Source organism: Bacteroidota bacterium (assembly GCA_020161395.1).
In the GTDB taxonomy this organism is placed as follows: domain Bacteria; phylum Bacteroidota; class Ignavibacteria; order Ignavibacteriales; family Ignavibacteriaceae; genus UTCHB3.
In genome coordinates this window covers 517,141-532,305 of sequence record JAIUOE010000001.1, presented here as the reverse complement: position 1 = coordinate 532,305, position 15,165 = coordinate 517,141, and the positions used below count along the sequence as shown (strand labels likewise).

Annotated in this window: 13 protein-coding genes; 9 read left to right on the top strand and 4 right to left on the bottom strand. The window is 40.0% G+C overall.

The features are described 5' to 3' along the window. Positions 1-466: 466 nt before the first annotated feature. Complete coding sequence (locus LCH52_02105) at positions 467-652, bottom strand: hypothetical protein (protein MCA0387269.1); 186 nt, start codon at positions 650-652, stop codon at positions 467-469. Between the two features lie 204 nt (positions 653-856). On the opposite strand from LCH52_02105, the gene LCH52_02100 reads away from it, so the two are divergent. The 6 genes from LCH52_02100 to LCH52_02075 all read left to right on the top strand — a co-directional run bounded on the left by LCH52_02100 (position 857) and on the right by LCH52_02075 (position 8,809). Next, positions 857-1,078 carry a hypothetical protein gene (locus LCH52_02100; protein MCA0387268.1) on the top strand — a complete coding sequence of 74 codons (222 nt, stop codon included), beginning with the start codon at positions 857-859 and terminating at the stop codon, positions 1,076-1,078. Positions 1,079-1,181: 103 nt separating this feature from the next. Continuing rightward, positions 1,182-2,672: an ATP-binding protein gene (locus LCH52_02095; protein ID MCA0387267.1), complete on the top strand. Its 1,491-nt coding sequence runs from the start codon at positions 1,182-1,184 to the stop codon at positions 2,670-2,672. Between the two features lie 109 nt (positions 2,673-2,781). Continuing rightward, entirely contained in the window at positions 2,782-4,773 is a 1,992-nt protein-coding gene (locus LCH52_02090) for a T9SS type A sorting domain-containing protein (protein MCA0387266.1), read from the top strand. Positions 4,774-4,847: 74 nt separating this feature from the next. Continuing rightward, a complete protein-coding gene (gene htpX / locus LCH52_02085; protein MCA0387265.1) occupies positions 4,848-5,693 on the top strand; it encodes a zinc metalloprotease HtpX in 846 nt (281 codons plus the stop codon). A gap of 4 nt (positions 5,694-5,697) precedes the next feature. Beyond that, positions 5,698-6,261 (top strand): hypothetical protein, encoded by a 564-nt coding sequence (locus LCH52_02080; protein ID MCA0387264.1) that lies wholly within the window; start codon positions 5,698-5,700, stop codon positions 6,259-6,261. 142 nt (positions 6,262-6,403) lie between these two features. Continuing rightward, positions 6,404-8,809 carry a S49 family peptidase gene (locus tag LCH52_02075; protein MCA0387263.1) on the top strand — a complete coding sequence of 802 codons (2,406 nt, stop codon included), beginning with the start codon at positions 6,404-6,406 and terminating at the stop codon, positions 8,807-8,809. Between the two features lie 61 nt (positions 8,810-8,870). Here the strand turns inward: LCH52_02075 and LCH52_02070 are convergent, their stop codons facing one another. The 3 genes from LCH52_02070 to dnaA all read right to left on the bottom strand — a co-directional run bounded on the left by LCH52_02070 (position 8,871) and on the right by dnaA (position 12,251). Then, entirely contained in the window at positions 8,871-9,857 is a 987-nt protein-coding gene (locus LCH52_02070; GenBank protein ID MCA0387262.1) for an inorganic phosphate transporter, read from the bottom strand. Between the two features lie 37 nt (positions 9,858-9,894). Beyond that, positions 9,895-10,521, bottom strand: a complete 627-nt coding sequence (locus LCH52_02065; GenBank protein MCA0387261.1) for a DUF47 family protein — start codon at positions 10,519-10,521, stop codon at positions 9,895-9,897. Positions 10,522-10,841: 320 nt separating this feature from the next. Beyond that, positions 10,842-12,251, bottom strand: a complete 1,410-nt coding sequence (gene dnaA, locus LCH52_02060) for a chromosomal replication initiator protein DnaA (GenBank protein ID MCA0387260.1) — start codon at positions 12,249-12,251, stop codon at positions 10,842-10,844. 397 nt (positions 12,252-12,648) lie between these two features. Here dnaA and rpmH point away from each other — a divergent pair, with 397 nt between their 5' ends. From rpmH to yidC, 3 genes are all read left to right on the top strand, one after another. Next, positions 12,649-12,801 (top strand): 50S ribosomal protein L34, encoded by a 153-nt coding sequence (rpmH, locus tag LCH52_02055; protein MCA0387259.1) that lies wholly within the window; start codon positions 12,649-12,651, stop codon positions 12,799-12,801. Continuing rightward, positions 12,798-13,214, top strand: coding sequence for a ribonuclease P protein component (gene rnpA / locus LCH52_02050; GenBank protein MCA0387258.1), 417 nt, complete (start codon positions 12,798-12,800; stop codon positions 13,212-13,214). Before rpmH ends, rnpA begins: the two co-directional genes overlap by 4 nt. Positions 13,215-13,283: 69 nt before the next feature. Then, positions 13,284-15,146 carry a membrane protein insertase YidC gene (gene yidC, locus LCH52_02045; protein ID MCA0387257.1) on the top strand — a complete coding sequence of 621 codons (1,863 nt, stop codon included), beginning with the start codon at positions 13,284-13,286 and terminating at the stop codon, positions 15,144-15,146. Positions 15,147-15,165: the final 19 nt, after the last annotated feature.

Sequence of the window (15,165 nt, the reverse complement as noted above, 5' to 3'; positions counted from 1 at the left end):
GATGATTTTCAACTTGAGAAGAAAAAATTGCGGTTCTTTAGATAAGAATAAGCTTGAGGGGTTCATTGTAAAAGGGGATGCAGCTTGCTGCAATATTAGAAACTTATAAACCGGCGATAGTATGCCTTTTCCCTCACCACACCAAACACAGTTTATTGACTACATCCCGCCTCTACAATAACAATAAAAATCTAAAAGAAAAAGCCTCCATTTTTTGTGAAAAACCAATGGTCATTTAAACCTCACCTTAAACCTGCACAAAGTTAATCATAATATATTTTAAAGTCAAGTAAATAAGTTAAAAAAGTTTAAATAAGTTGGTTTTTTTTGTCAACTATCTTTCGTTTTTGTTTTAACATACTGTATATTATATTAAAACAGGCGTTTTCAGCGAAGCTGATTGCTGAAGTTGATTAAATTTTAAAAGGATTTCAGAATTGAATAAGGGGGAATTCGAGCGGGTTTATCAGATTTTGGCGACTGCCATCAAAATAAAGTACATCGCCACCGTAAGGGCAACTCCGGCTGTGATCCAGAGAGCACTCTTTTTTGTTTTTTCTATTTTACGGCTTCGCAAATAGAGTTTATCATATTCATCATTTTGCCGGTAATCACCTTGCTTGATGTGCCAGCCGTACATGTCTTTTTTCATTAATTCTTCGATTGTTTCAGAATTTTTTGCTTTTTTCAATGCAAATATAACCAATTACTCCCTTCAGTCATGTGATGTATGTCGAATAGACCTCTTCGTGTAAAAAAAACCCTCACCGGGTTAACAAAAAGTTTATTACCAAATCAGATGAAAAATGTTTATTTTGCATTTATAATCGCACAATTTTTAAGAAGTCCAGCCAAAATGTCCGAACAGTTTGAAGTGGTAAAAGGAATCCGGTTCCCCAAGTATTCATTGAAAATAGTCAAATACGACAACGGGGAGTTTGGGGTGATCGAATCTTTTTATTTCATGAAATATTGCTACAAAAGAAATATAATGAAGTTTGAAAAAGAACTGGATGCAAAGAATAAATATGAAGATTTGCATGCATCCCGCAAATTCGATCATATGACAGGACATTAGAAATCCCTCCTTGCGGGACCTTCCTGCCGATATTCGAGTTTTCATCTTTTTTTTCTTATCTTGTTTACTTGTTGAACCAAATTTTGATGGAGCCGGTAAGACTGTGAATAAAAAAATTGATAAAAAAATTCTTCTTAACGGATTGCTAGCGGAACTTAAGGTTCCTGCCAACATTTCCTACCTTCCAATACTTCAGAACATCTCAACCACCATAGCAAAATGGCTCGGCTTCGATGAGGATCACTTCAACAATCTGGAACTGATTGTTGAGGAGTCTTTTGTAAGCATTGTGGAAAACTCTTTCGATCCCGAGGAATTTGGTGAAATCAGGTTTTTCGTCAGGTTCAAACCGGGAAAACTGATATTGTCCTTCGAGGACAAGGGTTTGCCTGTAGATGTTTCAATGCTGGAAAAACAGGAACATTCAGCGCTTGGAATCCTGATAATCAAACACCTCGCCGATGAATTCAAGTTTGTGAATCTTGGAAAGGACGGAAAACGGCTCGAGATAGTAATTAATATCCCCGAAGGCGATATCAATGGAATTCTTGAGAAGGAAGCTGCACAGAAAGCCGAACCCGCTCCGCTTGATGAAGAACTTCACTTTAGAATGATAGAGCCCGCTGATGTACTCGATTTGACGCGACTCACTTACAGAGCTTATGGATACACCTATATGGGTATCGCATATTTTCCTGAAAAACTGAAGGAATTACTCGACTACGGTTACATGAAGGCTGTTGTTGTGCACAATTCAAAGAATGAAATGATCGCTAATCTGGGTCTCTTTTTCGACAAACCCGGTTCAAAAGTTGCCGATTCGGGCATGGCGATTGTTGATCCCCGGTACAGGGGTCATAATCTCTTCAAAAGAATGAAGGCTAAAGCGGTTGAACATGGCAGGGAAACCGGAATGTACGGACTGTACAGTGAAAGCGTGACCATACACCCTTACACTCAAAAAGGAAACATAACGCTCGGCGCAAAGGAAATCGGTTCGCTTATAGCATTTACGGGTGAGCACATCTCTTTCAAGAAGATAAACGATGAAGGGCTCTCCCAAAGGCAGGCGGTTATGCTCTATTATCTGAAAATAAATGAAGAACCGCAACGGGAAGTATTCATCCCTGAACCATACAAAGAGATGATTACCTCTATCTATGATGATCTCGGGCTGAGCAGAAAACTGAATTATTTTAACAGATACAAAAACATTTCAGAACTCTCCGGAATCACCATAAGCGAAACTGTTTTCAAACCCGATTTGAATTCTGCAATCATAAGCATTGAGAAGTATGGCGAGGATATTGTCCCTCTCGTTCAGAACAGTGTAAAGGAACTGTGCATGAAAAAGGTTGATACGATTTACCTCGAACTTCCTCTCTCGGATCCCAATACAATGTTCCTTGTGCCCAAATTTAGAGAAACAGGTTTCTTTTTCGGCGGTGTGATTCCTGAATTCAGAAATGGAGACATACTTAAACTTCAGTATCTCAACAATATTTACATCGATCCAGAAAAAATTTGTGTTGCTTCCGACAATGGAAGGAAAATCCTGTCATTTATTCTTTCAGACAGGGAGAAAACCGGCTAATACAGCACCATTTAATACCTTATTAAAAACATTGTTATGATGTGATTATATCCGTAATTTAAGGATTAATAAATATATTTATCCGTCACTTAAATTACCGGACCCTCTCATGAATCTTGCAACCAGACTGGTAGCATTAGTACTTATTACCGCATCCATTTTCGCCCAGGAAAAAAGAGGATATGAATATTGTGCTGAAAAAAGACATAGCAGCAATTCTCAATCACTCCTCAAATATGCCTCTGTATCGGAGATAAAGCACTCATTCGATGTGTTGAACTACACTCTCAATCTTGATATTTACAACTGTTTCATATCCCCATATTCAAAAGCGTATACGGGAAGTGTCGTTGTAAAATTTGCTGTTGATTCCACATTGAACAACATCACTCTGAATGCAGTTAACACATCCATTCAGGTTGATTCGGTTTCTTTGGCCGGTACTGCTTTTACTCATGCTTCCAACTTATTGAACATCACACTCGACAGAACTTATCAACCCGGTGACACGACAGAAGTTAAAATATATTACAAACACAAAAATGTTTCTGACGGAGCTTTTTATGCGAGTGGTGGAACCGTCTTTACCGATGCTGAACCCGAAGGTGCAAGGAAATGGTTTCCCTGCTACGACAAACCCTCTGACAAGGCAACTGTCGACATAACCACCAGGGTGCCTGTAAATGTAAAACTTGGTTCCAACGGTCTGTTAAAGGATTCTGTAAATACCGGTAACGAAATTTATTACCGCTGGGTAAGCAGAGACCCGGTTGCCACATATCTTGTGGTGCTCTCCGGAAGAGTGAATTATCAGTTGATAATTTTAACATGGGTCGATCCTGTATCGGGTGATACCATTCCCGTCCTGCTTTATGCAAATCCCGGTGAGACGGTCTCATCAAACATCAGAAATGCCATAGTAAATCAGTTTGACGGTTTTACCGGAAGTTATGGTCCTTATCCTTTCGAAAAGAACGGGTATGCAACCCTGAATTCGCAATTCACCTGGGGCGGCATGGAAAATCAGACTCTTACATCGCTCTGCTCCGGTTGCTGGTCTGAAAATCTGATTGCTCACGAATTTGCGCACCAGTGGTTTGGCGATATGATCAGCCCCTCAACCTGGGCGGATATTTTCCTGAACGAAGGGTTTGCAACTTTCTCGGAATCTGTCTGGGAAGAAGTGAAGCCCGGAGGAAGTTACGCTGCCTATAAAAACATGATCTTAAACGATGCAAATCAATATAAAAACTCAAATCCCGGATGGCCCATCTATAATCCCTCCTGGGCAGTGGTTACTCCCGATGTAAACACACTTTTTAACACAGCAATCACATACTCCAAAGGTTCTTGTGTCCTTGCGATGGCAAGATATGTGATGGGTTCGGAGAGTTTCTTCTCTGCTGTCAAGTCATATGCTTCAGATCCCCGCTACCGCTACAGAAGTTGCAGCATTCCGGAGTTTATTCAGAAAATGAGCGATTCATACGGTCAGGATTTGTCATGGTTCTTTGAACAGTGGCTCTACAATCCAAATCACGCGATTTACGCCAACACTTATTCCATTTATTCGCCTGCACATGGCTCCTGGGTTGTAAACTTCACGGCAAGGCAGACCCAGACAAACACAGTGTTCTTCAAAATGCCAATCGAGCTTAAAATTTCATTTGCAGATGGTGGAGATACAACAGTCCGGGTGTTCAATGATGAGAACAACCAGTTGTTTTCATTCAACTTTACAAAACAGCCTGTTTCGCTTATGTTTGATCCGAATAATGAGATTGTTCTAAAAGTTGCCTCGACTGTGGTTTCTGTGGAAAATGAGGATGCAATTCCGGCGGAGATGGTTTTACATGCAAACTATCCTAATCCCTTTAATCCGGAAACAAAAATCAGATTTTCCATGCCCGAAGCTGGCTACATAACCCTGTCTGTTTTCAATACAAATGGTGAAGAGGTGGCGGTATTGGCAAAAGGGAATTATTTTACTGGTAGCCACGAACTAAGTTTTCAAGCCGGGAATCTTCCGAGCGGTGTTTATTTCGCCGTTCTGAATTCCGGAGGAAAAACACTCAGGCAAAAAATGCTGCTTTTGAAGTAAAATGAACTTTTTTGTCTGTTTTGGTGTATTTTAAAATAATCTCAAAGAGATTTTATCATTATTAGAGGTAATGTATGAACACGATTAAAACAGTAATCTTTATGTCGGTACTCACCGTTTTAGTGGTACTTGCAGGTAATCTGATTGGCGGACAAACAGGAATGTTTTTCGCTTTTCTCTTTGCCGTTGTAATGAACTTCGGAAGTTACTGGTTCTCAGATAAAATAGTGCTTAAAATGTACGGTGCGATTGAAATAGACCGCAGTCAGTCACCGTTCCTGTTTGACATGGTTGAAAGACTTGCTCAAAAAGCTCAGATACCAATGCCAAAATTGTATGTTATTAACGATGCTACCCCAAACGCTTTCGCTACTGGTAGAAATCCGAATCATGCTGCGGTGGCAGTAACATCCGGAATTACAGGACTGCTTAGCAACAGTGAGCTCGAGGGTGTAATAGCCCACGAACTGGCACACATCAAAAACCGTGATATACTGATTGGTGCTGTTGCGTCAACCTTTGCAGGAGCGATAACGATGCTCGCAAACATGGCGCAATGGGCTATGATCTTTGGCGGCAGGGATGATGAGGACAACAGCCTCATCGGTTCCCTGGTACTGATAATAGTGGCTCCTATCGCAGCCACAATGTTGCAGCTTGCAATCTCAAGATCCAGAGAATATATTGCGGACGCTTCGGGAGCTAAAATCTCAGGGAATCCCCTCGGACTTGCTTCGGCTCTTCAGAAGCTTTCGGGATACAATTCACAAAAATCAGTCGATGCCGCAGGTCCTGCCACAGCTCACATGTTTATTGTGAATCCTCTTCGGAATGGTGGAATAACAAAACTTTTCTCGACACATCCTCCAATCGAGGAAAGAGTAAAAAAATTGCAGGAAATTGCTGCCGGCAGAGCTTAATCAGATGAAAAAATCAATTTTTGTAGTTTTTTCGTTACTTTTTGTTACTCAGATTAACGGGCAAACACCCGTTAATCTGCATGTTTTTGAGAGCCTTACCGGTGTTGCTTCCACATTTATATCCGCCAACTTCTTCCAGGGCGACCGTATTCCATCTGTATCTCTTGAACTTCCGGGTGATTATAAAGTACTGAGTGCTGCATTCCGTAAAAATCTGACTGATAACGGTATCACTCTTGTATCAGAGAACGCAGCTGCTGTCATCACCTTAAAAAATGCTGCAGTAACCTACAGCGCTCCGTTTACTAAAAATTTTCTTGGAGACTATTTTACAGAGCGAACAGCCTTTATTTCGGGTGACATGGGTTCTTCCGAAACAAAATTTCGTTTTGAAGCCGTTGATACGGTTAAACTTTCTGATGTAAAAGAACTTGAAAACAGGGGTCTTCCTTTCACAATGTCCGATATACCCAAAGAACCCTTTTGGGGCAGTATTACCAACATTGCCATTGCCGCCGGCGCTACTGTGCTGGCTGTTGTACTCTTCTTTACCGTAAGAACCAACTGATTTCAACTTTAGCCGTTTTCCGCTTCCGGCATCTATCTGTACATTTAACAGATATTTTTACCGTTTGACCCGTCTTTTCCTGCTTAACAATCCTTTTTTCGTAACTTTGTGCTTTATTTAATCACTCATTCCGGGCATCAAAATGAAGAAATCAATTCTCTTGTCTGCAGTCCTTTTATTATCGTGCACACAGATTTTTGCACAGACCGACAACCTTTCCTTTTTCTCCAGGAATAACATATCATTCACATCTCCCGGCGCCATGGGGTACAGCCTTTATGGTTATGATAATCCGGCATTTTTGTCAGCTTACAGGGGAAATGATCTCACTCTGTTCGGAGCTGCCCCTGTAAAGGATGCGGGTTTTTCCAGATGGGGATTTGTTTCGGCTTCTCCCAATTTCAGTTTTTACTTTAACGAAGAGAAAAAAAATGACAGAAAAATAAACGACTACGGATTAAATTTCTCTGTTGGTGATGAAAGATTCGGCATTGGTGCCGGATACGGATGGTCCAACGGTGAAAAATCGTTTTTCGGAAGACAAAATTTCTGGCAGACTGGTGCGTTCTACAGACCCCTCAGACAGATTTCCCTCTCGGCTCTGGGTGTTTATCCCGAGAACAGCGATCTGAATGAATGGGTTTTTTCCTTGGCGATCCGTCCGACGGGTAACGAACTGGTTTCGGGCTTCTTTGATTATATAGTTCAAAAAGAGGACAACCCCTTGAAAAACAGGTGGGCTGCCGGAGTAGCTGTTGAACCTGTTCCGGGTCTCAGGGCTGTGTTCAGATATTTTGAAAACAAAAGCATGACTGTTGGTCTTCAGGTTGGTCTCGGCAATATTTCCATCTTCAGTCAGAGTCATCTCGCTGAAGGAAGTGGAGTCGGTTATCAGACTTACGGTATCCGATTTGGTTCATATGACAGAAACCTCATCGACATTACAAAGAAAAACATGGTTGCATACTCAAACATGTTTGGCGGGTTGAAATATCAGAAGTACAAGCTTTTCGATGGATCAAATACATTGTTGAACGCACTTCAGGATATAGAAAATGTTAAGGACAATCCCGCATACAAGGGAATTATTCTTAACATGTCGGGAGCAAACATAAACAAGGAGATGCTTTGGGAACTTCGGGAACGCCTCAAGGATCTGAAAAATCAGGGAAAAAAGGTGCTGATTTATCTTGATGGAGGAGGTTTCGATCTCTACCATTTTGCGTCTGTCGCAGATAAAATAGTGATTGACCCCGTTTCACTTATTTCTCTGCCGGGATACTCAATCAGTAAAACCTACATGAAAGGTACTCTCGACAAGCTTGGTATCGGAGTTGATGAATGGAGGTTTTTTAAATATAAATCTGCATACGAGACTGTAGCACGCGACAAGGCAAGCGATGCAGACAAGGAGCAGAGACAGGCTCTGATTGATGATTTCTATGAACTTGCAAAACAGGATATAATAACATCCCGACCCGTGCTTGCCTCTTCATTCGATGATATTGTGAATAAAAAGGTGTTGATCGATTCTGAAGGAGCTGTGGCTGCCGGACTCGTGGATACAATTGCCCGTTACGACGATTTGCCTAAAATATTTGAGTCGATGATTCAGTCAGGTATAAGTGTTACAAACATTTCCGCCGCGGGAAACAATAAAATCTACGATGACAGATATTGGGGAAAGAAAAGCAAAATAGCAATTATCTACGCCCTCGGTGCCTGTGCAATGGATGAAGGCATCAATGCCAGAAGTCTGATAAATGATGTAAGAGCTGCTGCTGCCAACAGGGATGTGAAGGCAATAGTGCTTAGAGTGGATTCCCCTGGTGGTGACGGAAAAGCTTCAGACTATATTGCTGAAGGATTGAAGAAGTATGCATCGCATAAGCCAGTGATAGTTTCTCAGGGCTCTGTGGCTGCTTCGGGTGGTTACTGGCTCTCAATGTATGCTGACACTATTATCGCCGCTCCAAACACTATTACTGGCTCTATAGGAGTGATTGGCGGATGGTATTACAACAAAGGATTCTCGGACCTTACCGGTTTAACGAGCGATCAGGTTCAAAAAGGGGAAAGAGCAGATTTGTTTTCCGGTGTGACTGTTCCTTTGCTCGGAATAACAATACCCTCCAGAAACCTTACTGCTGAAGAGAAGGAGAAGGTTAAGGAATACTTTATGAGCAACTATGAGATGTTCAAGAAAAAAGTTGCAACGGGTAGAAAAATGAGCGTTGATGAAGTCGAGAAACTTGCTCAGGGAAGAGTCTGGTCAGGAATTGACGGATCTAAAAACGGGCTGGTGGATGTTCTTGGCGGTCTCGACGATGCGATCAGAATTGCAGCTTCAAAAGCCGGTCTCGATGAATATGAGATAGTGGAATATCCAAATCAACCGTGGTTCGATCTTGGGAAATTACTCGGGCTACCTTCAATTCCCTCATTTGAGAGTTCGGAAATGATAAAAGACCTGAAATTCAGATTAAAGAATAATGGAGTTCCATTGTTTCTTATTCCTGATGAATTCCGTGAGATAACTGAACCTTAGTTTATAGTTTAACTTAAAAAGGGTCTCATCTGAATTAATCCGGGTGAGACCCTTTTTTCATTTAAAACATTCTGAATACCAGATAAATGATCATTGCAAATAATGCGGTTACAGGGATGGTCAGAACCCACGCCCAAAGCAACTCGTAAGTAACCTGCCATTTTACGGCACTTAGTCTTTTCGTTATTCCTGAACCGATGATACTTCCTGTAATAGTGTGTGTGGTACTGACAGGAATACCAAACAGTGCCGTGCCAAACAGGGTCATAGCACCTGCAGTTTCTGCAGTAAAGCCTTCAAAGGGTCTTAATTTTGTTATTTTTTGTCCCATGGTTTTTACAATTCTCCAACCACCGGACAAGGTTCCCAGGGCAATTGCTGCGTGGCATGCCAAAACAACCCAGAGAGGTATTTCATCTTTGGACCCCAGATATCCAGTTGTTACAAGTGCCATAAAAATAACACCCATCATCTTCTGTGCGTCGTTAGAACCATGACCAAGACTGTATGCCGCTGATGAAAGCAACTGCAGTTTTCTGAAAAGTTTATCCACTTTTCTCGGTGAAATGTTTCTGCAAAGATACAGGACCAGGAGAGAAAAGAAATAGGCTGTGAAAATTCCAATCATGGGTGCCACAAAAATAAAAACTATGATTTTCAGTACTTCGGATCCAAAGATGGCAGCAAATCCTCCTTTGACAATTGCAGCCCCGACCAGTCCGCCGATCATGGTATGTGATGAACTTGAGGGAATTCCCAGCCACCATGTAAGCAGATTCCAGATGATTGCCGCTGTCAGACCACTTCCGATGACGGTGAGATCTACAACATCATGCTCTATAATTCCTTTGCCTATGGTGTTTGCAACATGTAGTCCGAGGATGAGAAATGCAATAAAATTAAAGAAAGCTGCCCACATAACAGCATATCTGGGGGAGAGAACTCTGGTGGAAACCACTGTTGCTATGGAATTGGCGGCATCATGAAATCCGTTTATGAAATCAAATGCCAAAGCCAAAAAAACTATAAATATCAGTGAAAAAGGGATATCCACAAATCTTTTCCTTATAAACAGATTAAAGTTATTATGAATTCTTGATCAGTATGGATCTGATTACATTTACGCATGCCTGACATTTATCCGCAGCTTTTTCCAGTTGATCGAGTACTGCTTTGCTCTTTATTATTTCTATCGCATTTGCATTTGCATTTTCGTCATAAAACATCGCCTTCAGCGAATCTCTGTATATTTTATCAGCCTCCGATTCAAGACTCCTTATCTCTTCCAACTGCGAGTGATCATGCTCATTTTTTTCAAGTTTGTTCAATACCTGTTGCAACAGCAGTACCTGCTTATAGATAATATCTGCGATCTCACCGGCTCCTGCTACTTTTTTCTTAACATTATAGGTATTTACCCGAATTGTTACAGAAAGGAGAATTTCGCTTATATCCTCTATTTTCTTCACGAGAGCAAAAATATCTTCGCGATCGAATGGAGTTATAAATGTTTCATCAAGCTTTTTAATGGTTTTTGTAGCAATTTCATCACACTGTTTTTCCAATGGTTTCAATTGAGTAAACATATCAGTGTCATACTCTTCAGAAGAGAAGAAGTTGGCAGATATTTTTCCCATGTCGGCAACGATGTCTATCATGGAAATGAAATTGGAAAAATATAATTCTTCTTTTGGTAAAAACTTCTTAAACATATTCTTTCCGGAAAATTAAAAATTATAGATGTAAAAATGTGATATTTTTACAATCGAATCGATAAAATACTTTTCTGCCCTTCAATTAACACCCCGGATAAATATATAAATATTACTTTATTTTAAATCTATTATGTATATATAGTCGTGTTGATATGTTGATATCTGTGTTAACATGTTGAAAAAAAAGAAGTTGGAAAGCAAGTTAAAGGTGATTCCGGGTGGATAAAAGATTTGATAAAAAAAGGTTGCCAACACTGTGTTGACAAGCATGACTTATTAACAAGATAAATCATGCTTATCAACACTTAAATAACAAGTTATGAACACAGCAACTCAATCTTGTTTTTAATTTCTTCAATCATCTCTTTAGAGCGGGCGCTGGTGTTCACCTGGTTTTCTATTTCAGTAACAGCATGAATCACCGTTGAGTGGTCCCTTCCTCCGAAGTGAAGGCCAATCATTTTCAAGGTTGAATTAGTCATCATTTTCGACAGGTACATCGCAATTTGACGGGCTTCAACTATCTCCTGTTTTCTTGTTTTATCCCTTATTTTCTTTTCATCAACTTTAAGATGTTCGCAAACCACTTTGGTAATTACATCAATTCCGATGTTTACCTTTTTTGTGGTGGAAATTTCTCTCACAACTTTTTTAACCAGATCAAAATTGATATCTGAATATCCGAAGGAGATTTTTGCCAGCAGTTTCAGCAGCACACCTTCGAGTTCACGAATATTCGATGTAATGTGAGTGGCAATGTAATCAAGCATATCGCCTGTAAGCCGGATATTATAGCTGTCAGCTTTTTTATTAAGAATCGCAAGTCTTGTTTCAAAATCAGGCGGCTGAACATCGGTGGTCAGTCCCCAGTTAAATCTTGAGATAAGTCTGTCGTTTATTCCGATCAGATCTTTGGGGGGTCTGTCGCTCGTAAGTACAATTTGTTTTCCTGACTGGTGAAGAGTATTAAAAATAAGGAAAAACTCATCGAGGGTTTTTTCCTTACCGGCAAGGAACTGAATATCGTCGATTATTAAAACATCAAGTTTTTGAAACTGTCCTGTAAACTGCTGTTTCTTGTTTTCCTGTATTGCTTCAACAAATTTCACCGTGAAACGGTCAGCGGAAATATAGTGTACTCTCTTCGATCTGTCTTTTTGCATGACAGCATTGCCAATGGCGTGAATCAGGTGTGTTTTACCAAGACCCACACCGCCATAAATAAAAAGTGGATTAAAGGATGTGCCACCCGGGTTTTCACCAATTGCATATGCAGCAGCCCGGGCGAGCTGGTTCGATTCACCTTTGATGAAGTTATCAAAAGTATATTTGTTGTTAATATTCGACTCAAAATACTCGTCATCCTCTTCCTGAACAAGTGAGGAGGGGTCAACCATGATTCTTTGCGCCGGTTGCTGAGTGTGCATAAAGGGTTCTTTGGTCTCTTCGTTTACAATAACATAATCAATCAACCCGTTCTCTCCCAGCACATCCTTCACACTTTTGTTAATGTGAGAGTTGTAGCGTTCGGCTATCCAGTCGTAGAAAAAATTATTGGGTAATTGTATAGTTAAAGAATCACCTTTTAAGGCGATTGGCTTGATCGGCAGGAACCAGGTATTAAAGGTCATTGCCGGAACAAGGGGTTTTATCTGATCAAGACATTCTCTCCATACAGAATCTGCATCCCGGGGGGTGCTGTGTGCAGAAGTTTGAGAATTTAGCATAAGTTATCCACAAATATAAGTGCTGATTTTTTAGTGAGTTACTAAATTTGGTTAATTAAATTTTTAAAATGTTAACAAGTTATCAACAATGTGTAAAATCGGGTAAGTGTAATAAAATAAACTTGTTAGGGTGACTCTTCTTACACACTTGAACAATTGGCTGTGTGCTTAAATTGTGAAACGGTGTGAAACCTGCGTGAAACTTTTTCACGCCCAAAACTTATCAACAAGTTATCCACATTTTGTTTTCAATAATTTGCAATGGAAATTTATCAGGTTATGATAATATCAAGCAAGTGATTTTTTATAAAAAAAGAGTTTTTCAATAAAATAAAAAGTTGTGTAATTCTTTAAAAAGTCGTAAATTTGCAGTCTTTAATGAAAAGGAGTTTTTGGAATGAAAAGAACTTTCCAGCCAAGCAACAGAAAGAGAAGAAACAAACACGGCTTTAGAGAAAGAATGAGCAGTGTTGGTGGTAGAAAAGTATTGGCTAACCGCCGCAAAAAAGGAAGACACAAACTTACAGTAAGTGACGAGTCAAGATTTTGAGTAAACTTTCTCTAAATAAAAGAGAAAGAATAAAAGGAAAAACATCCTTTGAAGAAATCTACACATCGGGCACAAAGTTAATATCTTCCGACAAGAGAGTACGGGCGATATATAAAGTTATTGAATCTGAAGAAAAGCCACAGATAAAAATCGCTGTGGCTGTTTCGAAAAAAGCCGGAAAAGCCTGGTTCCGAAACAGGATAAAAAGATTGCTCAGGGAATCCTACAGGCTTAACAAGTTTGAAATTAATGGTCGGATAGATCAGAGAATAAGACTTTATATATTGCTCTCTCCCTACTCTTTTCTTGATAAAAACAAAAGATACAGGCTCGCATATTTTACAGACAGTATTGTTGAAATTCTTAACAAGATCAGCTACAGCGTTAATAGAAACAATCCGGGTCTTCAGTAGCCCGCATCAGGACATTTACCCCCCGAACACCCTTTGCTTTTTACACAATAACAAGAATCAGGAAATTTAATGGATAGACAAGCAACAATCGGCTTTATTTTGATTGGCTTGATATTGATGGTTTGGTTATACTGGAGTACTCCGGAAGCACCAAAAGACAACAAAACAAATAAAAAAGACAGTGTTAAGGTAATTGACTCTGTAAAAGCATTAAAAGTGGATTCCCTTGCTGTTGTCAAAAAGGATTCCACCGCAAAAGCCACGAAAGAGAGTTCCTCTTCCCTGCATTTCTCGGTCGATTCGGTTGCAGCGAGAACCATAACCATTGAAAATGATCATGGCATTATGGAGTTCTCTTCCAAAGGCGGCACATTAAAAAAGATTTACTTCAAGAATTACAAAAACTGGTTTAACGATACACTTCCTGCAAATGCATCCCTGAAACAAAAATCTGTTCAGATAATGGATTATGAGAGGGGTAGTGGATTAAGTCTTGAGTTCATGGACAACACCGGCAAGTGGGTCGATTCAAGAACAGTCAATTTTTCAGTTAATCTCGATAAAGACTCAATCGTTCTCAAGGGAAAAGATTCCCTCGTTGTGGAATTCTCGTCAAAGAAGGATTCAACCGGTGCAGGTTTTGGATTCCGTTATGTGATTAAAGGTGACGATTACGGACTTGGATTTGCCATTAGACTGAATAATCTTTCCAAAGTAATCTCAAGAAATCAGTATCAGGTATCGTGGAGAAACGGTCTCAACCATGTGGAACAATACATCAAAGATGAGCTTAATTACTCAAACGCGTCTGTTTTCTATGGTGATGAGCATGTTACATTTTCATCAGAAAGCGGGAAAGAAGAAAAATCATCAGGAATTGTAAAATGGATATCTGTTAAAAACAAATATTTCACTTCGACTATCGTTCCCTTAAATGAGGCTACCCAGGGCTATGAATTGTCCGCAAAAAACTATCCGGTGAAACCCGACCACATCTGGAAAGTTTATGATGCCACAGTAAGATTCGAATATAAGGAAAAAGATACCCTCAACAACTTCCTTTTGTATGTGGGTCCTGCAGATTATAATATCCTGAAGGGATACGGAAACAATCTCACAGAGATAGTTGAGTTTGGAAGTTTCTTTGGAATCAAATTTCTTGTAAGACCGATAGCAGAATATTTCCTGCTGCCTTTGTTTATATTCCTCTATTCGTTTATTCCCAACTACGGAATAGTAATAATAATTTTCTCGTTGATCATAAAAATCATCCTTTATCCTCTGACAAAGAATACTTTCCAGTCGATGAAAAAGATGCAGATGCTTCAACCAAAGATTGCTGAAATCAAAGAGAAATACAAGGACGATCCGACAAAGGTTCAAAAAGAAACGATGGCACTGTATTCCACATATGGCATAAATCCTGCCGGTGGCTGTCTCCCGATGATTCTCCAGATGCCTATATTCATTGCTCTTTTCGGTACTTTCCAGACAGCCATTCAGTTGAGGGGAGAAGGATTTATCTTTTGGATACACGATCTTTCACGACCAGATGTTCTTTTTAGCCTTCCCTTTACAATTCCAATTTTTGGTGTACAGGAAATTTCCGGACTGGCTCTTCTTATGGGTGTGACAACATTCATACAACAGAAGATGACCACGAAAGATCCCTCTCAGAAAGCGCTGGTTTACATTATGCCCGTGGTTCTGACCATCCTGTTTATGACATTTCCGTCAGGTCTGAACCTTTATTATTTTATGTTTAACCTTTTCTCCATCCTCCAACAGCAGTATATAAACAAATATGGAAAAGATGAGGAACTCGTTCCCATACCTGCTGAGAAGAGAAAAAAAGGTTTCATGGCAAAATTAACCGAAGCTGCTGAAAAGAGCGCCCAGTCACAACAGCAACAAAAAAAGAAGAAAAAATAACGGTCATCAAGCATAAAGA